Below are 19,589 nucleotides of genomic sequence, written 5' to 3' on the forward strand. Positions count from 1 at the left end.
TTTTCGACAACAAGCCGTACAGCCTTTCGCTTGAAGTCAGCAGCGTATAAGCGTTGACTATTTATAAACACACCTCTCCTTACAATAAGGATAATAGATGTGTCGGCAAAATGAAAATAGATTAATTTACAGAGCCAAGGTTTGACTTTGTTGTCATAAACATCGTGCGATCATGGAAAAATTCGTTCAAAGTCTAACAGATCTTGGTTAATTTTTTCCATCAATGGTAGCTCTTCATTGGGTTTGACAATATCAATATAGTAGCAATCTCCAAGTTCATCGCAGGAGTAAGAAATAGTCACCTCTGAGCCATGTATAATCCAGTTGGGAAGAGAAGATGCATATCCAGATGGGCTGAATTTTGTGTTTTTGATGATAATGGACCTGTCAAAGACTCGTTCAACTGTGCCGCTTTGTTGAAGGACTGGAAATGCATAAGCATGGATATGTATCAGTAAAACTAGAATAATTATTAAAATTTTTGACATGAAGAATCCTCCTTCAGTTGTAATCCCACCAGATAAGGCTAAGTCCTGAGGGGATTTCAATCGGGATATTGATCAGCTTGGACCCGACGCTGATTTTGCCTGCGGCCACGCCTTCTTTGGCCATGATACGCCATGACGAAGCCAGCGGACTGTTTTTGTGCAATTGGTAGCGTGTTGGCTTACCTGAACTGTCGACCCACTCGTAAGCAGGCATTCCGGAACAATATTTAATAGCATAGAGAAATGAGTCGCCATTGGGCGCGCAAACATCGTCAAAAGTAGGCTTGTAGGTAGAGAAGAAAATAATTTTATTGAATAATCGGGGCGAAGAAGTCATTTTCTCGCCAGTGTGATTAGACGCGTCATTTTGTTCGTCAAATTTTATGTACCATCCCTGAGCCGTAGCGTTGTATTCATCTCCAAGTTGTCGAGTTGGGTTAGAGCTATTGCTGGATACGTCACTGACATTTAATAAATCCGCTTCATTTAAAGCAAGATTATAGTATATGCTGTTCGTGTCATTTGTAGACATGTCGTATACAGCATAAAACCTGTGACTGACGGTAGTGTCAAGCGGATTTTCTCTGTCACCCGTCCCGAAATATATAACGGGATTGTCTGTTGCGCAGTCTCCTGCATACGATACGTCAGGTTGCGAAAAGCTTTTTCGGCCAATATCGGTTGAATCGAGTAAAGTTGCTGAATCAAGACCAGTATTTTCAAGTTTAGCTGAAAGGCCGCTGGCTACGTCTGCGCCGCCTTCAGTGTTGGTTGGGCCATTACTGTTGAATATCCTGTGCACTTGCCATTGTGGAGAGGCGTCTTTGTCGTAAAGCATTTTCCAAAGTTGACTGGCAACATCGACAGCGTAGATGACAAGATCGCCATCCTTATGCCCTTCGGGGAGCCTAATAACTCGAGGGTCCGCCGGGAAGGAGTACTTCATGTCTGTGCGGGTAAATGCTGTTGGGTCAGAGGTGCTGTTGGTTGTGTCGAAAGTGCACTTGAATACAAGTGAGCCATCGGTAGCGTTGACAACAAAAATGCCTCTGCCTTGCGAATCGCCTTGTGGGAGAAATGAGGTCGAGTTAGAGTCTTCCGTAGGGTCATATCCCCCTGTGAACACCCCAATGTCCAGGATGGTTCCGTTAGTCTGGGGCATGGTCGAGAAGTAAACTTTGGACCATGTTTGTCCCAATTCAGAAAAACCGGGTGTTTCGTTGTTGATCGACCACGCCATATCCCATGTGGAGGTTGCAGGATTCGAAATGTCAATGGCGTAATAGGCTCTACCGCCACGACGAAGCCCAAATACCATGAGGTCCGGGTTTCTGCCTGTCTGGAACTTGGCGATCTGGCCGTCAATACCGTAATAGTGTGTGTCAGAGAGTTCCGCAAAATATTTGAGCGAAGGTAAAAGGTTGGGTGGTATGAACCCGAATAGTTCTTCACCGGTTTCAGTGTCGAAAACGTGAAGCACACCGTGATTCGAGCCGATAACAATATAGCGGTTTGTCAAAACACGTTTTGGGCTGGAGTCAACGTAATCAATTACAAGGGGTTCCGAGTGGATGATATCGCCAAGAACCCAGTCTCTCACTGCCGTTGGGTTTCCTGAGGCGTCTGCGTCGTATGTATACCCGTAGATGAAGTTGATGATTTTCGCTTCTTGTTCATCGGTTGAAACGCCCAAGTCGGCGGGATCCATATTTAGTTTTGTAAGTGCTGTTAGCGCCCCGCCTTTGTGGGTATAGAGCATTCTATCGTATGGATTTGAAATAAAGTTGGCGGTAACTTTGTCTTGCAGGACACCACCGGCTCCTCCCCTGTTGATTTGTCCGCCGTCGTTTTCTGTTGACCAGTAAGATCTAGACGATTCTATGAAAGAGCCATCTGTGTCGGTTACGTCATTGCCAAATTGATCGACAATAGTTTCTTTTGTAGCGTTCCAGGAAATTTTGAAGCGTTTTAAATTGCCTTGCCAATAGTCTGCACGAGTCGGCCTGAAGAAAGCCATATAGAGCTCATCGCCGGCTTGCGCTCTATTCTCTTCGTCGACAGAGATCGCAGGTGCTGCAAAAGAGATGGCGTTTGTCATGGAGAGGCCTAAAGAATAAAAAGCATTCATGAGTTGCTCTTCATTGAGTGCAGTTATGTAAATTCCATTACTTGACTCTGCAATATCATTAAGCATTGGGTTGTCTAGTCCAAATGCTATAGAGTGTGTAGTATGAGTAAAATCAGCGCAATTATACATCCAATGAGCTACATCGTCGGTGAAGTTGTTTAAATTTCCATCTGAGTCTGGCCAAACATCAGCATCTCCGTAATTAGAAGCGCCACATAATGTTTGCCCTGAACTGATCTGTTTGAAGGTTTTGCCAGAAATCTTGCTCCAATTACCATCGTCTGATGGAAATCCGTCTGTTACAATAAGCATGAAATTTGCTGAGCACTCTGCAGCGTCTGGATTTGTTGAGAGGTATGTTTTGTTAAAATTGTATGCATCTTGAAGTGCCTCTCCTAGTGGAGTAGCTCCGCCTGGTTCAAGGTTTTCTAGATACTGCGTGACTGTTGTGGGAGACGTTCCAAGTGGTGCAAGTTCGGTTGCCCCTGCGCCTCCGTTAAATCGTGATAAGCCCCAATTGATCGTATCTTCAGTTTGTTCGACTGCGTTTATCATAGCAGCTTTGGCCACATCCATGCGTGATTTGATTTTGTAACCGGTCCCATCTGGGCCGCCGCAGCAAGTATAGCCTTCCCCTTTTGGAGTGTATTTGTATCCGGATATTTTAAATCCGAAATGTGGGGCGCCGAGCGAAATGTTTTTTATAGAGCCGTTACGCCATCTGATCCGCACTTTTTTTGTATTGAGTGTTGGTGTATATCCTTCGCTATCTAAAAACGAGTTGTTCAAGGTCCATCCGTAACGATCATCCCAAAGGTAAGTGTCAATGGAATTGCCTATTGTTCGGCCAGATATTTCATATAGAATTTTATTTTTGTCTAGATCATAGATTTCAATGTAATCATTTCCGGACTTATTTGTGTTTAGATCAAAATCAATATAGTCAAATTTGATTTTAATATTTTTTGCATAGGGGCCAGCGTCTATTGTGCCTCTTTCAGACCAACCCTCTGGACTGTTGCTGTAGTCCGAAGTTTGCTCAGTATTGTGAGACATTATGAGCTTCGGCTGAAAGTTTTGCGCTATAGTGTCTGTGAAGCAAATATATTTCCATGCGACATTGTTTAAGTAAGAGTAAGGCTTGTCGGTCGTTGTGCAACTGTAGTTGCTAGTTATGCGAAAGTCTTCTACAAGTTTAATAAAATTTAACCAGTTTCCAGTTGCAAAAATGTATACAGTGTCTGTGACCATGTTAGAGTGCAATGTAGTGAAATCAATGTCGCCATATTTTTTTTCAAATAATCCAGAAAAATAAAAGCCAGACGATTTCAAAAAGCCTATGAATCCATGGTCGAAAGTTTGGCCTGTGAGAGGGTCTGTGTAGGTCTTGCTAAGTTCTATGTCTTGATTGTTTTTAAGCCGTCCTGAAATTTCTGAGCCCACAGTTACTGATCCCGTAGGTATTAGATTGCTCAATGTCCCTTTAGGGAATACAATAAATTTTTTCCCTGCCAGCTCTTCTATATCTATGCTATCTGGTTCTGAAATTTTCCATTTTCCATTAGAATTATTTTTGCATTCAATTATCGCTCCTTGTAGCCAGTCGTCGATAAAGTTGTAATAATCCGCGTACATTTTGGTCATTACGTCGCCAATTGCAGACGCCTGTATGTCAGTGCCATTTTGGGCTTTATAGTTAATAAAATTATGGCCTACGGGCGATTTGACTAGATATATAGCATTTGGGTCAAGTTTGGTATAGTCATTATTATTTCCCCACCAATCATCAGATTGTGCATTTTCAGCATCTGTAGCGAGCCCGTTGCTTCTCATCCAACGCATAAACTCAGCGTAATCGATGTTTGGGTCATATACAGGCCATGACATGCTCCCTGATGTATCCATTATGATCATAGCATTGCTTTTTGCCAATTGTTTAAATGCATTTAAGTCGTCGGCATGACAAGGAATTGATGCCCCGAGCATACAAATAACTGTTGCTATAATTAGTGCTGAAAATCTCATAATGCCTCCAATTCCTTACATCCCGGTTGTCGTGCGGAAAAAACCTTCCCCGCGAACGGCGTTTGCTGCGTTTCTCTGAGTAAAAATACGATAAAATATGATGTCGGAAGACTCACCTTTGACGATCACAGGTTGTGACCTGCCACGAAAATCGATGGCGTAGTCGTAAAAATTGTTGATTACAAAATGATCGTCCCCAAGAGTAGCATTTGTGCTGGTGCAATTTCCATCAAATGGGCAGTCAGGGAATGTCCCGTTTGCAGCAAGTGCAATCCGGAAGGGGTCCATGACTCGCTGCTCTTCCGGTGTTGGATAAAGCGGGTAGCCAAGAGCGGATATGATTTCTCGGTTTAAGCCGCCGTCGGAAATGAAGAAATTTTCTTGGAAGTCTCTGGTGTTTCTGCTGGAGAAAAGCTCAATGTCGGTGGTGTTTAGAGCTGCAAAGCCAATCACCGCCAAAAAGACGAGCACAACTAGGGAAATGACAAGAGCGGATCCTTTTTCATTTTTCATATTTTAGTCTGCTCGCAGAATATACGGAAATTCTGCAATTCTGTTGTTATTATAGGTTACAATGACATTAATGGTTTTAACGTCGTCTATTGGATCATCTTCAGCGACATTTACGAATACGTTGAATGTGTGTCCGTTTTGCGTGTATGCAATGCTATCATCTGCGTCGTTTCCAATGTCAAACAATCCTCCTGCGCCGTCATTGTCGCTGTCTGTCGCATTGCTGTAGTCTATTCCGGCGCGGCGTTCTATTTCTCCGGAAGCAAAAAAAACGGATGTGCTGATCCTCTTGGAAATAAAGTTTCCTCGAATTGATTGATCTTGCATTTTTGCTGTTGCCATAATTCCGATACTTAATATGGCAACAGCTATGAGTGCTTCAATGAGGGTGAAACCCATTTGTTTTTTTCTCTTTATAGACCTAAATTTCTGCATTGCACTGTCTCCGAAAACATCATTCGGACTAAATTGTCATTTTGTGGGGGAAGAATTTCCGTTCCTTGGAGATTTATGAAGGCATTATTGTTCGTATATCTTGGGATCGGACGTTGCGATCTTCCGACAATGGAAATTTGGATGGTTCTTATTGCCCCTCTGTTGTTTACCAAATCGGCCACGACGTTTCCATCGCGATCAAGATACGCAAAATTTAAAGCTTCGATATTTTCAGCAATTGTTTCCCAAGCTCCTGTGCTTCGTTCTTCCAACTGGTTGCCCTGAACACGAAATGCCTTGATTTCTGAATTGGGTTCGAGCACCCCGGTTAGCCCGGTGTCTACCGTGTCAAAGCTGAATTCGATTGAGCTGTTTGTCGTGTCCCTTAGGCCAAAGAGTCCCGTTTGTTCAGGGTCTAGACCAGCTATACGAATAAATCTGCCCATGTATTCCGCTGCCGGGCGAATAGTTTGTTGAATACTAATAAGTTCGTCTTGCATCAAATATGTTCTTTGATTGCCAAGAAAGAGCATATATGCTGCTGTGATGATTATGCCGCCAACAACAAGCGCTACAAGAAGTTCAATTAAGGAAAATCCTGCGTTTTTCATTAATTCCACCCGCCTCCAGTCCATCTTCTAAGGAATATATTTCCAAATTTATTTGTTCCCACTGCATAGGATTCATTTCTGTTGTTCTGTATGTATATTTCCCCGTCGTTACTTATTCCTCGTGCATTGAACGTAAGGATGTCGTCCGCGTATGTAACGTCTTCTGCGCCTATAGCTCCGCCGATGACGCGAGTAGTGGCTGTCCCGTGGCCAATGGCGATTCCATATTTTGATGTGCTAAGGTTTATTGTTTTGTAGAGTGTATTGTCTCCAGTCGTGCTGAAGTCATTGTCTGGGCCACTTGAAGAGTAGATTGCGCATATGGATGCTGCTTCGTTGCATACAAACCCCCACGGGTTGCCTGTTCTGATTGCGTTTATTTTGGCGTTTTGCATTTCCGAGTAAAATGTCCTGGCGTTTGCGCGAAGCTCATACATCGGTCCATACTTAAATAAATTCAGACCAGTAACGCCAGCTACTATTCCAATTATTGCGATCACGACCAAGAGTTCAACTATGGTCATGCCTGCTTGATTATTGTTTTCAAAGTGCAAATCTGCCTCGCTTGTTTGTACTACAAATATCTTCAGGATAAATCTTCCATTTAGAACGTACTCGAGTCCTGATTCTTTTACGGATATTTTAGGTCAATAAATGGTACTTCTTTGTCAAAAAGCGTCACCCTGTGATGTTCACTCGTCAATGAGTTTTTCCATTCGGGAGGATCTATTCGGGTTCTCAAGAACTCCTTTTTGTCCTGTGCCCGATCCGCTTCGGGAAATCTGCGCAGTTCTTGATACTTTGTGCGCAATTATTTTCTCGGTTCAAGTTTGTCCTTAAGTATTTTATCCTTTTTAGTACCATAATATCGTATTTTAAAGGTGTCAAAGCCTAGTGTCTTCCAGTAGTGATCTTTTGGATTTATTATCAGCAGGAAGTATGCCGTGTCGAATGGCATGGAAACGTGTTTCGATATGCCGTGCGGATCGATTGGTATTACTTGGAAATACTAGACTGCGTGTGGCTAAGGCATGATCTTGGAATTGTTCGTGGATTTTGGGAAGAAGGGCGAATGTTTTTCGCAGGATGATTGGTTTGTTTTTCTAGTCCGTGTTTTTTCTCCAGAACAGACTGCCGGATTTGATGGCGAAAGGTGTGGTTATCTCGGACTTCAGAAGCGTGCTTGAGCTTGTATTGGTGACGGCCGTGACCGTTGCTTTTTCTCCGAGGTGCAGGGTTGGGTTTGAGGCCGGGCCTTGGCCGAGTTCGATAGCGGTGGGGAAGTCGCCGTTGTGGTTTGCCAGGATCGGCCAGAAATATGGCGTGCCCGTTTTGTAGTAGAGCGCCCACAGACGGCTTGATCCCTTGGAAGAGCAGGCTTCGCTCGATGGGGCGTAGCTCGTGAATATGACGGATCCCCCAAGAATGGCGGCCGGACTCAGAACCCTTTCGGTCGCAGCCGCGAACGTGTGTTTCCAGCCTGACGCTGAATTCATGCTGCTGCTCAGCCACGTCCAGTTCCTGGTGGAATTCGAATCCTCGTTTGTCTGAATTATCCTGACGCAGTTTTCAGAAAATTCTCCTTCGCCGCAGGTGCCTTTTGTCACGGCTATTTTGTTGCTCTCGAAGAGGTTGTGGCTCGCGATAGTTTCCCAGCTTTTGACTCCGTTCGTTTCGGGTTCCCTGACCCCATAGAAACTCATGGGCGAAGATTGCGGAATGTCGGCGCGGTTCAGGAAGCTTCCGGTACCAAAAAATATCCAGAGTCTGTCGGTCTCGTCCAATGCTGCCGTCGGGGCCGCGCTTACGGGGCCTGCCGCGTCGATGAGCGTCGAGGTTGCCCAGTCCCAGGGCTCTTTGTTCCCGGTTTGAAGCCTGTGCACTCTTCCGGCCGCAGAGGTTTGATCCCCGCCAACCGTTCCGTAATAGACAATGTCGGTCTTGAATTTTCCGGCTTGGCTATTGGGCCCGATGTCCAGATCCAGGCAAATGGGATCACTGATGAATGAGTTCTCTTCCGCGAAGGCAAAAGGTTTTGGTGTGGCCGTGATCACTCCGTCGCTGTCCACGGTCTTGACGACTTTTTCCGTGTAGAGCGCGCTGAGATCCAGGACGAAGAGCTGGCCTGGCTGCTCGCTGGTCTCGGCCCCGAGCTTTGACTGGGCGGCACGCCCATTGGAATCTGCCGGGCCGGAGCCGAAGACCATGTACCATCTGTTCTGCTCTGCGGCGCTTGCATCGGGGGTGCTCATGGGCATGACCGCAGGGGCGCAGGTCGTGAAACCCTGTCCGGGCAGGGAGATCTCAGCCAGCACTCTTGGCGGGGATTCCGGGTCGGTGATGTCCATGATCACGTAAGCCGAGGTCATGGTCCGGTCGATGTCCGCATTCAGGCCGTTGCCGTCGGTCTTGTCGATGTCCGCCTGGATGGCTGATCCGCCAAGGCGCATGCCCGCAACCAATATGGTTCCCCAACCGCCGGGGTAGGTTGTCTCGTCCACGGGCGTCACACCGTCGGACATGAAAAAAATCCGGGCATCGAAAATTTTGGGCGTAAGGTCCATGTAGGCGACATGAAGCTTCTCGCCGTAGTCCGGGTTCATGAGCCATTTGAGATGTGGCAGAAGATTGTAGGGGACGTAGGCCCAGAGTTCCATGCCCAGTGGAAATTGCGTTTGCGCGCCCAAAGTCAGGTCAAAGCTCCTGGTCTTGCGGTTCCAGAATCCTCCGTTGAAAGCGTGAAGCATGCCGTCATTGGCCCCGACATAAATGACCTGACGGCGGTCCAGGTATTTTTTCAGAAATTTTTCGTAGCTCATATCATTATAAATAAGGTGGTAGTTCTCGGCGGGTTGCCCTGCCACGATGGGCGAAGAGGAGATGATGTCGCCCAGTCTCCAGGTGGTATTGCCGTGCGTGCGGCTTCGCGCGGTATCGGCAATTCCTTCGATGGTCGCGTTGCCGACTTCTGCTCCGCGAATGAAGTCTACCTGCCGTTTGGCCAGAGTTGCCTGCAAATTGGAGAAGCCGGATGGATTGTCTTGCCGCAAGGCATTGATCGCACTCTGGCGCGGATCGAAAAGATCAAACCCGATCATCCCCGTTGCCGACTCGTACAGAGTCAGGAAATTGTAAAAAAATTCCGGAGAATTGAGCGTTGTCTCCACAGGTTTGGCGGCGAGTTCGAAGTGCTGGATTTCTCCGGCGCCTGCATCCGCGATCATGTCCTGATTCTTGTCCGCGAAGGTCATGATGTATCGGTTGGGCGCTACGCTGGCGTAACGCCCACGTTGCGTCACCACCTGCTGGTCGGTCAGGCTGCTCAGCCATGTGCTTGATGACCAAAGAGATTCAATATCCCCGATGTTGCCAAGCGCTGTGGCGTTTTTCTCTCCCGCATCGATTACCCCGTCGCCGTTGGCATCGACATGGGCATGGATCAGATCTTCGCCAAATTCGATAATCCTGTCGCTGGTCGGGTCCAGGCGCTGGTTGGCGTTGGTGTCCTCGCGCAGATTGCCTTGGGCGTCGATCAGGAAGGCATGCACCTGTCCTGCCCACGAAGGGGCGATTTTGTCTGTTCGACTCGGGGGAAAATAGATGGCCTGATAGGCGGCCCCCTCTCCGCCACGCGCGTGGGAAGAAATGGCCGTGGCCGTGCCGGATGCAATACTCCCCGTGCTCAATCGAAGGACGCGGGTGATTTGCGTTTCCAGGTTCCGCCCGGACCGCGCCGTGAAAAAGTTGTCAGGCAGGCCGTTTCCGTCGGCGTCGAATTCCGCCTGAAGGGAGGGCATCAGATCCCCGTCCAGATCGTTGAATTTTCCATGACGGGCGGCATCCTTCACGAGATAGCCGTCGTCTTCACCAAGGCAGACCGCGTAAAAATCCCAGTTCTGAACGCCTTTCATGTCGGGCTCGGGGCGCAAGTCCGTTGTGTGCCCTGTGTAGGCGACGTCGATGAGGAACGTGCTCCCGTTTGCGGACAGGTCATAGTCTTTGTCGGGGCGAGGGCGCGGCACAATGTTTTTCAAAAAGGCCGGGATGTTCTGATCCTGTGAACTCTTTCCGGCAGTCACCAGGATGACGTTTTGTTTTGAGCATGGCACGTTCTGCCCACGGGAAGGATCGTGGAATGGATCCGGCGCTTGAAGCCCGGTCTGGTCGTCGTGACCGAGATAACCAAGCACCTCATGTAGCGCCGTCGCCAGCGGAGCCCACCCCGTCGGTCGGACATTGTTTATTGTAATGATCATGTCATTGAAGCTTGCCTCGTCATCGCTCATGGGTTGCAGGATTCTGCTCGTGCCACCGAACGCGAAAAGAGCAATGCGCGCCTTGTTCCTGATGGAATGGAACAGACCCCTGTCCGGTTCACCTTTGACGCGAAGCGCGTATGCCGCTCCGGTATCGGGTCCGGACACCAGCATCATGTCGTTTTCATCCTGCTGCGTCATGGTGAGTTGGTGGTGATGGGGCGTCATGTGTGCGATTCGTCCGTCAAGATCGCTCTTGGGAGTCGTGTCGTCATATTCAAGGTGCTGCGCGTTGCCTTGAGTGTCTGGCGGCTCCATTTCAAGGCAGCCGTTTTCGGGATTGTATTTTCCGCCAGTCATCAGTTTGCGCGCGAGATCCATGCGCCGCATCGTTGCCCAGTTCAGAAAATTTCCATTCCACCGTCCCGTAACGTTGTTTGGATAAAAATGGGGAGCGGCCGCGTCAGCATCATGGCTGTAGTACGATCTGGAATCAAAATATCCGTAGTATTCGTCTGTCGAGTTGAACGGACCGGCATATGCCCGCTCAAGCATGTTTGCCGAAGTGTCCAGGACGAAGGTCACCGAGGGTTTTTCCTCCGTGGCCAGAAATGGAGGAACCCAATGGAAATCGCCGGCTTGGAAGGGGGCGCCCGTTGCCGGGAAAAGCAGGCACGCCGCAATGATCAGCAAGAATAATTTCTTCACGGCAGGCATCCCTCTGCTGCTTAATGGTTTATGTGCCACCAGCCCAGATCCACTTCGGCCGCGCTGCCGCGCAAACCTTGTCTGTGCGAGCGGACAAGATAAGTGGCGAAAGTGCCGCCCGTGGCCGCTCCCCTGCCGGTGCTTTCGTATCCCGAGGCCATCTGCATGGCGCTGCCCGGAACAATGCCCGTCGCAATGAGCCCGGCCCGGACATGAGTGGCCGCAGCCCCGTGCCGGTGCCATTTGATGGGATAATCATCGGGGTTGAAGGAGTTCTTTTTTTCCCAGACCGAGGCGTTGGTGGCGGAGGTTCCGTCATCGTAGAATGTCGAATTGGCGTCAGCGATGGCTCTTTCCAGGAATTCATGCCCTGCGTTCACGCCCGACTCCGCCAGGAAAAAGGCGCTTTTGGAGTCGCGGTCATTGGCGGCGATCAGGCTGTTCAGATGCGCGGTATCATGGGTCGCGAGTCCAAGGACTCCAAGCAGGGCAAGGGTGACGATGGCCAGGATGAAAACCATGCCGGATTCGTGGGCGCCGGATCTAGAATTTTGGAGATAAAACATGAATGTATCGGATGGTTGAGTGGTGTCCCTTGTTGTTAAAAGACAGATCGCAGGTCATTTGCCTGCACCTTTCCACGGGAGTGTCTTCGGCCAGGGCGCAGGTCATGGAAAATTGAATGCCATCAATGACGGTGCTTGCGTTCATGGCCGTGAGGGCGCGGAATGCTTGGGGCGAATATTGCGCGCGGGTCGCTTTTTCCAGAACGTCCTCGACCAGCAGGCTGCCTCGTGAGGCATGGTAAGCGCGACTGTCCTGGATGGCGGCGCGGCTGATCAGGGTTGCGACGGCCATCAGCCCAACACCCAAAATGGCAGTGGCTACCAGGACTTCGATCAAGGTGAAGCCCTGACTGCGTCGTTCTTTTTGGGTGCTGCCGTTCATGGCTTTCGGGGCGGCGATCCGATCACGGCGCATGGGCTTCGCTGCGCGAAATTTGGGCCTGTGCATTTTTCTGGCTACTCCGTCACCACGCTGCCCGAAGGCCGCACGATCACCGAACGGGACAGTCCGGCGCTGTTGTGGATGGTGATCGTTCCGGCCATGGAGGCTCGGCCCCGATCGTTGAAGTGGGTCGTGTAGGATCTTTCAAGGAAGTGCTGATGTTTCAACTCGGTGAGATTGAAGCGCCGCAGCAGCGAATTGTCTTTCTTGATTCTGACTTCGCATGTGTTTTGCCCCTTGTCGCATTGGAGGCGGATCTGTTCGTTTCGTTTTATGGCTTCGAATCTGGCGTGTCTGCACATGGAGACAATGGTCCTGGTTGCACGGTTCATGCTCGCTTCCGGCAACAGTCCAAGAAGCGTCGTGCCCGAAACGGCCGTGAGTACGGTCACGATGGCCAGGACAACCAGGGCTTCGACCAGGCTGAAGCCCGAACAGTCTCCAGGATGCAGGCCTTTGCGCACGGACAGTTGTGACACTGCGGGCAGTGCCGGGTCAGTATGCGCGGTCATGGGGCGCTGCTCGAAGCGACGACAGCCATGGCCGCATCCACGGAGCCGGTGCTCAAGGGATTCCTCTTGTCTGTTCCGAGATTTCTGCACCACACCATCGTGGACATGGTGCGATTGCCTATCTTGAGGCTGGCGCGCAATGGCGAGGGTATGGCCGTGATTTCAACCTTGACGCCGCGAATGATCCCGGGGTTTGCTTGCGGATCGGGGATGACAGCGCCTTCGGCGTTGAAATAGGTGAAACGCAGGGCGCCGATGTTGGTGCTGATCGGCTGCCAGCGTACGGCGCCCGTGTCGTATTTGCGCAGCACATTGTCGGCGACTGCTTTTGCGGAGCCATCATTGGCGACATTGAGCCTGAAGCCCGAGTGTTCGCGAAGGCTGCCGCTGCCGCTCTCGTTTATGAGGCCGTCATTGTTCCAGTCCCGGCGGCAATAGACGGCTGTCTGGTTCGTGGCTCGCCCATGATCCGGTGCGCCCGCCTCTGGCCTGTGCAGAAAACCGAACCCCAGCGTCCCTTGCGCCGAGTAACCGCACATGCGCAGCTCTTCCGAGATGAGCGACATGGCGGAAAGCAGCTCCTGCTGCATGAGGCTTGTCTGTTCCTGTTTGGCGGCGATGCGCTGGTGGGATTGAAAAATGGAGTAGATGGCGCCCATGACAAGGCTCGAGATGGCCATGGCGACCAGGACTTCGATGAGAGTCATGCCGTATTGGCCGGGGAGGCTTTGTTTGTTTTTGATCATGCATCGTACCTTTGAACGAGAGGGGATTTTGTTCAAAATCGAATGCACGATAGGCGGTGGATAATAAAAATCCAATAATGGTAAGAACTAGTATTGAAGGCTTGAGGTGTTGGTAGGGCTGGGGGGCAAAAAAAATGCGGTCTGGGCATCTTCTGCCCAGACCGCGCTTTTCTTGCCGTACGTGACAGCTATTTGTCCACGACCGCGCAATCCGGATTGGGACACCACCATTCCTCGCCTTCACCGGTGATGGCCTTGACCTCGTTTGATTCAAGCATGGCGGCTGTATGAGAGTCCAGCTCCTTGCATTTGCGGCCACTGAGTTTTTTTTGGGTGTCGCCGACCAGGGGCAGGGTGTTTTCCTGTTTGTCCGTCATGGTGGACCTCCTTTGGTTATTTCTGACAATATACCCGTGAGCGCGGCGACTGACAACAACCAGACCGGGGCAGTGCCGCACGGGAGCGCGAGTCGGCCCCCGGAACACGGCGCAAGGCCGTCCGCTCTTGTTTGAGTCTTCTTGAAGTTTCGGATATATCGGCGAAATGGAGATAATCGAACCTCGGATATTGATCGGGCTTTCAACGACTTGTCGCGTGGGCCGTGCTGTGGGCTCCGGCGAGCTTCTGCGGTGAATGCCGAAAAAATCGTTCTGGTCGTCGATGCCGATCAGGTCCGGCGGCAAGCCCTCATCGACCTGCTGGCCGCGGACGGTTACGCCGTTCCGGTCGCGTCCGATGGCGAAGAGGCCCTGCTTAAGCTTGAGGGCGGGCAGATCGACCTGGTCATCGCCGAAGAGGACATTCCGGGCATGACCGGCAGAGAGCTTTTGTGGGAGTGCGTCCGGCGCTGGCCGGGCCTGCCGTTCATCATGCTGACCGGCAACGGAACGGTGCGGGGCGCCGTCGCGGCCATCAAGGACGGAGCTACGGATTATCTGACAAGGCCCGTGGACGGACAGGATCTGCTCCGGGGAATTGCCCGGATTTTGGCCGCAAGCGGAGGGCGCGCCTGGGCTCGCGGCGGCAACCTGCTGACCGAGGAGCTTTGGGGCGGGAAAAGTCCTTCCATGCAACGCCTCTACAAGTTGATCGAGCGGGTGGCCCCGACGGAGGCCACGATCCTGCTTCTGGGCGAGAGCGGCACGGGCAAGGAAAAGATCGCCGGGCTCCTGCATCGCCTGAGTCAGCGCTCGCGGGGGCCGCTCGTGATCGTCGATTGCGGCTCAACTCCCTCCTCCCTGCTTGAGAGCGAGCTGTTCGGACATGCCAAGGGTTCCTTCACCAACGCCTACAAGGACAAGAAGGGGCTCGTGGCCGAGGCGCATGGCGGAACCCTGTTCCTTGACGAGATAGGCAACATCTCATCGGAAATGCAGCTGCGACTCTTGCGTTTCCTGCAGGAGCGAAAAATCCGGCGGGTTGGCGATCTGGCCGAGACCGCCATCAATTGCCGCGTCATCGCCGCGACCAACGCGGACCTGGCCGAGTTGGTGCGCAGCGGCGAGTTTCGCGAGGACCTGTACTACCGGCTCAAAGTCATCACCATTCAGGTGCCGCCCCTGCGCGAGCGTAAGGCCGACATCCCCGTTTTGGCCGAGCGTTTTCTCCAGCTCTTCGCCGAGGACGGGCCTTTGTCCCGGCTCGACGCAGAAGTCTCCGAGGCCATCCTCGACTACCCCTGGCCCGGCAATGTGCGTGAACTGCGCAACATGCTGGAAGCCGCGGTCATTTTGTCCTCTGACGGACTTATCCGGATGGAGGACATGCAGTTCGAGGACAGCTTTGATGACACGCCCCTTCCCGGCAATCTTCTTTCCCTGGCCGGAAGCGAGAAGCAGGTGGTCCTGAACGCTCTCGAGCGAAGCTCCTGGGTGGTCAAGGACGCCGCCGACCTGCTCGGGGTCAGCCGGCGGACCATGCACTACAAGATCAAGAAATTTCAGATTGATACGGCAAAACGATCAGCCTGACGAAAAGTTCCGTTTTTCGTTCTTAGCGTAAAGCCCAGCCTGGGCTCGGCAATCAAATTCCGACGTCCGGACGCATCGGTTCCAAGCCAGGGGTCTCTTTTTCAGGCCAATTCCCTTTTTAACGTTTGTCATCCCGTCCACAGTGATTAGCATGGGAAAAGACAGTTGAAGATGGGAGGGCCTATGAAGAATATGAATACCTTGTTGCACTTCATGCGTTATTTTGAACCGTATTGCATAGAGAAGAACGGTGAAAGAATCTGTTACGTCTCGGCTCTTGAGTATCCCGACGAAAACGAGGCGCTCGAAGTTCTGGGAGGAAATGGATTCTTTGCCCATGGACCGAAGAAGGTGATTCTGAGGTATGCAGGACGGAAAAATGTCGACGGAGAAGATCAGTGGAGGTTGTCTGATGAGCAGCTTCCAGAAACTTTTCCCGTTTGGGAAGCACGTTGAAGTATGTTATGATCCTGGTTTGAAGGGAGGGGAAATGAGACGTCTCGCGTTGTTTCTTGTAGTTTCTTTTTTTATTGCGATTTCCGGATGTGCCCATTTTGGGCAAAAAGTGGAGTCCCCAACGGTGAGACTGGTCAATGTGGTTCCCGCAAGCAGCACTCTCTTTGAGCAAAGAGTTGCTTTGACTTTGCGGATAGTAAACCCCAATCCTTTTGCATTGACCTGGACCGGAGTCAGGGTCAATGCACGTTTCAATGACATGAATCTTCTGCCCGCAGTGTCTTCGGAGAATGGGCGGGTGGAGGCTTTGAGCGAGGCGGTTTTCAAAGTCGAGGCCTCCGCCTCGACACTGGACCTGTTGCGTCAGATCATGACCTTTCAGAACGGTCCGGGCAAGCTGACCTACGCCCTGGACGGGGTTTTGTATCAGGGCGGGCTGAGTTCCGGAGGGATTCCTTTCCTTGCGGAAGGTGCGCTCTGGGATTCTGGAACGGAACTGTAAGGACGACACTGCAAAAAAGTCGCAAAAGAACCCGAGTGTCATTCCCGCGAAGGCGGGAATCCATTCTTTTCAGATAGTTAAAAAGGCATGGACCCCCTTCTTCAAGGGGATGACGACTTTTTGCAGTGACATCTGTAAGGAGGCCTCATGGGAAAATCATTGATTCTGGCCCTTCTGATTTCAGGCTTGTTTGGAGGTAACGTGGCTGCACAGACAAAAGAGGCGGTATTCGCGGGTGGATGTTTCTGGTGCCTTGAAGGACCCTTCGACGCCCTGCCCGGTGTCCTGGAAACCGAGGCGGGATACACGGGCGGACAGATCCCGAATCCGACCTACGAACAGGTTTCGTCCGGAACCAGCGGGCATATTGAGGCCATGCGGGTGAAGTATGATCCGGAGCTGGTCGATTTTGGGAAACTCCTTGACGTTTTTTGGCGCAACATAGACCCAACCGATGCCGGTGGCCAGTTCTGCGATCGCGGTCCTCAGTACCGGTCCGCTGTATTCTTTGCGGACGAGGCCGAGGAATCCGCCGCGCGGGCTTCCAAGGCCCAGCTTGAAGAGGCCCGGGGATTCAAGATCGCAACCGAGATTCTGCCCAGGGCTGAATTTTATGCCGCCGAGGAATATCATCAGGATTACTACAAGAAAAATCCCCTGAGATATCATTTCTATCGCCAAGGCTGCGGTCGCGACCAGCGCCTGAGGCAGCTCTGGGGAGCGGAAGCCAAAAAGTAGCCTAGGGGCACACCAAAAACGGGAAAGAAAACCCGACCGTTGCAATTCGCAATGGCCGGGTTTTCTTGTGTGCGTGTGGCAGCGTTCTTTAATCTTCCCGGAGTTCGGCTTCGCTCATGAAGTTGCGGTCGTAGCGCTCCCAGATGTCCAGCGCGATGCTGAGCGGTTTGACCATCGGCACGGTGTAGGTGTGGAACCGTTTGGCGTAGAGGGACTCCCGGAATCTGGTCACATGCGTGCACAGCCCGCGTGGGGAGACGATGAAGGGCTTGTCGATGGAACGCCTGAACTCGACCAGTCGTTCGGCCAGATACTCTGAAAGGTAGGGCACCTGCAGGTAGATGGCGGCCACGATAACGTCGGTGTCCGGGTCATCGGCGATGATCTCCAGCGCACGGATGAGCCTGCGATCATCGCAGTTGCCCAGAAGATCAAGTGGATTGTTGCCGACGTTGACGAGCATCTGCTCCAGATCGTCGGGATTCGAGGCCTTGATGTTTTCGCGCAGCAGGTCCTGCAGGCGTCTTCTGGTTTCCGGGGTGAACCGGGCCAGCTCCAGGCCTTCGGCCGTGATCTGGTCGGCCAGCAGCACCGCCGCGCCGCCGCCGACGCTGACCACCGCCGTGCGCTTGCCCTTTGCCTTGGGCTGCGTGGTCAGGATGGAGAGCACGTTGACCATGATCTTCGGGTCTTCGGTCAGGTCCTCGATGAGGTAGAATCCGGCCTGGGAGCAACAGGCCCGGAAGGCTTCGTGACTGCCCGCCAGCGATGCCGTGTGGGACATGGTCGCCTCCTTGCCGCCACCCGAGCCGCCCTTGATGATGACCACGGGCTTTTGGGCCGCCACCTGCCGTCCGATTTCCATGAGTTTGAGCCCCTCGGACAGCCCTTCCAGATAGATGGCGATGACCTCGATGCGCGGGTCCTGGCCCATGTGCGCCAGGATCTCCGCCACGCCGACGCTGCTGGAGTTGCCGCAGGACACCCATTTGCCCATGCCCACCCGGTCGGCTTCGAGCATCTCCATGAGCTCCATGCCGATGCCGCCGCTTTGGGAGATGATGCCGATTCCGCCCTGCTCGCGGATGACTCCCGTGCGATGGGGAGGAATGAACATGGTGTTCACTCCCGAAAAATTGTCGATGATCCCGAGACAGTTGGGACCGATGTAGCTGACTCCGTACTCCAGGCTGAGGCTGCGCAGCCTCTCTTCAAGCTCCCGCCGTCCGGATTCGGCAAAGCCGTCGCTGATGATGATGGCGCCCTTGCCTCCGGCTACGCAGAATTTCTCGAATTCGCGGACCACCGTTTCCGAGTTGATGACGAACACCGCCATCTCGGGCACCTCGGGCAGGCTTTCAAGGCTTGGGTAGCAACGCATGCCATGCAGCGTGGTCGTGCGCGGGTTGATGGGATAGATGCGGTCCAGGCGGCGCAGGTTCTGGAGCACGATGCCGCCCACCGTGCCGGTGTTGGAGGCGCCGTACAAAACCACGGATTTGGGATTGAAGATTGTGTGCAGGCTGCTCATTTTTTGCGGCGAGACATCGGTCTGACGGGGGTAATGGACCGGTTCGCCGGCAATGAGACGGGCGTCGACAATGGCGAAGCCTTCTTCGTAGACGATGACGGGATTCAGATCGAGCTCATGGATTTCGGGGTGTTCGGCCATGAATCGCGACACGTTCACGGCCAGCCGGATGGCGGCCTTTTTGTCCAGGGCCGGTCCGCGAAATCCGTCCAGAATGCGCCCGGCGCGAGTCCTGTCCAACATGGCCATGACCTCGCCTTCCTCCAGAATGCCGATGCCCGGTGCCACATCGCCCAGCAGTTCGACAAAGCGCCCGCCGGATCCGATCATGGTCATGGGTCCGAAGCTGGCGTCCTGGGTGGCGCCGATGAGCACCTCAAGACCTGGCCTCACCATGGGTTGGATCAGGATGCCGTCGATTTCCGTCACTCCGGCGGCGCGGACGTTGTCCATGAGCTGGGCGTATCCGGCTTCAAGCTCGGTCTGATCCTTGAGGTTCAGGAGCACGCAGCCCAGATCGGTCTTGTGGATGATCTGGCTTGAGACCGTTTTCATGGCCACCGGGAAACCGAGTTCCTGCGCGGCGTCCACGGCCTGTTCCGGTGTGCGGATCATGCGGCCCAGGACGGGGATGTCGTACGCATCCAGAAGGGTTCGGCTTTGTTCAAATCCAAGCTGTATCGGTTCCATGGGGGCTCCTGAGGTGCGGGTGTCGTTTTCGATTTTCATCATGAGGGGCGCGGCGTTTTTTTGCAAGAAGGTCCTGGGTGTGGCCAGGAGTGTGGCTGGGGATGCGGCGGGTCGGGTTGGCCCGGTCAGGCCGCCTCGAAACTCCCTCGCGGGCCTCGTACGGCGGAATCGTTGCGTGTAGGTCGCACGAGTGAGGCAGTGCGGGCGGCAACGATTTCGCCAACGATGCCAGGCTCGGTCAGACAGTCGAGGCAACCTGCCCGGACCAACCC

Annotated in this window: 17 protein-coding genes; 4 read left to right on the forward strand and 13 right to left on the reverse strand. The window is 52.4% G+C overall.

Annotated elements, in window-relative coordinates; all coding sequences use genetic code 11:
* Nucleotides 1-170: 170 nt before the first annotated feature.
* The 12 genes from BMZ24_RS14255 to BMZ24_RS14310 all read right to left on the reverse strand — a co-directional run bounded on the left by BMZ24_RS14255 (nucleotide 171) and on the right by BMZ24_RS14310 (nucleotide 13,807).
* Nucleotides 171-488, reverse strand: coding sequence for a hypothetical protein (locus BMZ24_RS14255; RefSeq protein ID WP_092193388.1), 318 nt, complete (start codon nucleotides 486-488; stop codon nucleotides 171-173).
* A 13-nt stretch (nucleotides 489-501) separates the two neighbouring features.
* A complete protein-coding gene (locus BMZ24_RS14260) occupies nucleotides 502-4,641 on the reverse strand; it encodes a pilus assembly protein (RefSeq protein ID WP_092193390.1) in 4,140 nt (1,379 codons plus the stop codon).
* 15 nt (nucleotides 4,642-4,656) lie between these two features.
* Nucleotides 4,657-5,154: a pilus assembly PilX family protein gene (locus BMZ24_RS14265; protein ID WP_092193392.1), complete on the reverse strand. Its 498-nt coding sequence runs from the start codon at nucleotides 5,152-5,154 to the stop codon at nucleotides 4,657-4,659.
* A 3-nt stretch (nucleotides 5,155-5,157) separates the two neighbouring features.
* A complete protein-coding gene (locus BMZ24_RS14270; RefSeq protein WP_092193394.1) occupies nucleotides 5,158-5,589 on the reverse strand; it encodes a type IV pilus modification PilV family protein in 432 nt (143 codons plus the stop codon).
* Entirely contained in the window at nucleotides 5,568-6,200 is a 633-nt protein-coding gene (locus BMZ24_RS14275) for a PilW family protein (RefSeq protein WP_161949170.1), read from the reverse strand. The genes BMZ24_RS14270 and BMZ24_RS14275 overlap by 22 nt, the downstream gene beginning before the upstream one ends.
* Entirely contained in the window at nucleotides 6,200-6,754 is a 555-nt protein-coding gene (locus BMZ24_RS14280; RefSeq protein ID WP_092193398.1) for a pilus assembly FimT family protein, read from the reverse strand. Before BMZ24_RS14280 ends, BMZ24_RS14275 begins: the two co-directional genes overlap by 1 nt.
* A gap of 549 nt (nucleotides 6,755-7,303) precedes the next feature.
* Nucleotides 7,304-11,164 carry a pilus assembly protein gene (locus BMZ24_RS14285; protein ID WP_161949171.1) on the reverse strand — a complete coding sequence of 1,287 codons (3,861 nt, stop codon included), beginning with the start codon at nucleotides 11,162-11,164 and terminating at the stop codon, nucleotides 7,304-7,306.
* A 20-nt stretch (nucleotides 11,165-11,184) separates the two neighbouring features.
* Nucleotides 11,185-11,730: a PilX N-terminal domain-containing pilus assembly protein gene (locus tag BMZ24_RS14290; RefSeq protein ID WP_092193402.1), complete on the reverse strand. Its 546-nt coding sequence runs from the start codon at nucleotides 11,728-11,730 to the stop codon at nucleotides 11,185-11,187.
* Nucleotides 11,708-12,178 carry a prepilin-type N-terminal cleavage/methylation domain-containing protein gene (locus tag BMZ24_RS14295; RefSeq protein ID WP_092193404.1) on the reverse strand — a complete coding sequence of 157 codons (471 nt, stop codon included), beginning with the start codon at nucleotides 12,176-12,178 and terminating at the stop codon, nucleotides 11,708-11,710. The genes BMZ24_RS14290 and BMZ24_RS14295 overlap by 23 nt, the downstream gene beginning before the upstream one ends.
* An 8-nt stretch (nucleotides 12,179-12,186) precedes the next feature.
* On the reverse strand, nucleotides 12,187-12,684 hold the full coding sequence (locus BMZ24_RS14300) for a GspH/FimT family pseudopilin (RefSeq protein ID WP_092193406.1): 498 nt from the start codon (nucleotides 12,682-12,684) through the stop codon (nucleotides 12,187-12,189).
* Nucleotides 12,681-13,430 carry a PilW family protein gene (locus tag BMZ24_RS14305; protein ID WP_092193408.1) on the reverse strand — a complete coding sequence of 250 codons (750 nt, stop codon included), beginning with the start codon at nucleotides 13,428-13,430 and terminating at the stop codon, nucleotides 12,681-12,683. Before BMZ24_RS14305 ends, BMZ24_RS14300 begins: the two co-directional genes overlap by 4 nt.
* Before the next feature lie 188 nt (nucleotides 13,431-13,618).
* Nucleotides 13,619-13,807 carry a hypothetical protein gene (locus tag BMZ24_RS14310; protein WP_092193410.1) on the reverse strand — a complete coding sequence of 63 codons (189 nt, stop codon included), beginning with the start codon at nucleotides 13,805-13,807 and terminating at the stop codon, nucleotides 13,619-13,621.
* A 252-nt stretch (nucleotides 13,808-14,059) separates the two neighbouring features.
* Here BMZ24_RS14310 and BMZ24_RS14315 point away from each other — a divergent pair, with 252 nt between their 5' ends.
* The 4 genes from BMZ24_RS14315 (at nucleotide 14,060) to msrA (ending at nucleotide 17,096) form a co-directional block, all read left to right on the forward strand.
* A complete protein-coding gene (locus BMZ24_RS14315) occupies nucleotides 14,060-15,400 on the forward strand; it encodes a sigma-54-dependent transcriptional regulator (RefSeq protein ID WP_208599859.1) in 1,341 nt (446 codons plus the stop codon).
* Nucleotides 15,401-15,583: 183 nt separating this feature from the next.
* On the forward strand, nucleotides 15,584-15,856 hold the full coding sequence (locus BMZ24_RS19835) for a hypothetical protein (RefSeq protein ID WP_161949172.1): 273 nt from the start codon (nucleotides 15,584-15,586) through the stop codon (nucleotides 15,854-15,856).
* Nucleotides 15,813-16,358 (forward strand): LEA/WHy family protein, encoded by a 546-nt coding sequence (locus tag BMZ24_RS14320; protein WP_161949173.1) that lies wholly within the window; start codon nucleotides 15,813-15,815, stop codon nucleotides 16,356-16,358. Before BMZ24_RS19835 ends, BMZ24_RS14320 begins: the two co-directional genes overlap by 44 nt.
* A gap of 201 nt (nucleotides 16,359-16,559) precedes the next feature.
* On the forward strand, nucleotides 16,560-17,096 hold the full coding sequence (gene msrA / locus BMZ24_RS14325; RefSeq protein ID WP_244150372.1) for a peptide-methionine (S)-S-oxide reductase MsrA: 537 nt from the start codon (nucleotides 16,560-16,562) through the stop codon (nucleotides 17,094-17,096).
* A gap of 88 nt (nucleotides 17,097-17,184) precedes the next feature.
* Here msrA and BMZ24_RS14330 read toward each other — a convergent pair whose 3' ends face one another.
* Complete coding sequence (locus BMZ24_RS14330; RefSeq protein WP_092193446.1) at nucleotides 17,185-19,317, reverse strand: acetate--CoA ligase family protein; 2,133 nt, start codon at nucleotides 19,315-19,317, stop codon at nucleotides 17,185-17,187.
* Nucleotides 19,318-19,589: the final 272 nt, after the last annotated feature.

Origin of the sequence: Desulfomicrobium norvegicum, from assembly GCF_900114595.1 — a bacterium.
GTDB classification, from domain to species: domain Bacteria; phylum Desulfobacterota; class Desulfovibrionia; order Desulfovibrionales; family Desulfomicrobiaceae; genus Desulfomicrobium; species Desulfomicrobium macestii.

What these genes read in the sequence shown, in the direction of transcription:
- BMZ24_RS14255 (WP_092193388.1), bottom strand. Translation starts at nt 488, where the DNA reads ATGTCAAAAATTTTAATAATTATTCTAGTTTTACTGATACATATCCAT.
- BMZ24_RS14260 (WP_092193390.1), bottom strand. Translation starts at nt 4,641, where the DNA reads ATGAGATTTTCAGCACTAATTATAGCAACAGTTATTTGTATGCTCGGG.
- BMZ24_RS14265 (WP_092193392.1), bottom strand. Translation starts at nt 5,154, where the DNA reads ATGAAAAATGAAAAAGGATCCGCTCTTGTCATTTCCCTAGTTGTGCTC.
- BMZ24_RS14270 (WP_092193394.1), bottom strand. Translation starts at nt 5,589, where the DNA reads ATGCAGAAATTTAGGTCTATAAAGAGAAAAAAACAAATGGGTTTCACC.
- BMZ24_RS14275 (WP_161949170.1), bottom strand. Translation starts at nt 6,200, where the DNA reads ATGAAAAACGCAGGATTTTCCTTAATTGAACTTCTTGTAGCGCTTGTT.
- BMZ24_RS14290 (WP_092193402.1), bottom strand. Translation starts at nt 11,730, where the DNA reads ATGTTTTATCTCCAAAATTCTAGATCCGGCGCCCACGAATCCGGCATG.
- BMZ24_RS14295 (WP_092193404.1), bottom strand. Translation starts at nt 12,178, where the DNA reads ATGCACAGGCCCAAATTTCGCGCAGCGAAGCCCATGCGCCGTGATCGG.
- BMZ24_RS14300 (WP_092193406.1), bottom strand. Translation starts at nt 12,684, where the DNA reads ATGACCGCGCATACTGACCCGGCACTGCCCGCAGTGTCACAACTGTCC.
- BMZ24_RS14305 (WP_092193408.1), bottom strand. Translation starts at nt 13,430, where the DNA reads ATGATCAAAAACAAACAAAGCCTCCCCGGCCAATACGGCATGACTCTC.
- BMZ24_RS14310 (WP_092193410.1), bottom strand. Translation starts at nt 13,807, where the DNA reads ATGACGGACAAACAGGAAAACACCCTGCCCCTGGTCGGCGACACCCAA.
- BMZ24_RS19835 (WP_161949172.1), top strand. Translation starts at nt 15,584, where the DNA reads ATGAAGAATATGAATACCTTGTTGCACTTCATGCGTTATTTTGAACCG.
- BMZ24_RS14320 (WP_161949173.1), top strand. Translation starts at nt 15,813, where the DNA reads ATGAGCAGCTTCCAGAAACTTTTCCCGTTTGGGAAGCACGTTGAAGTA.
- BMZ24_RS14330 (WP_092193446.1), bottom strand. Translation starts at nt 19,317, where the DNA reads ATGGAACCGATACAGCTTGGATTTGAACAAAGCCGAACCCTTCTGGAT.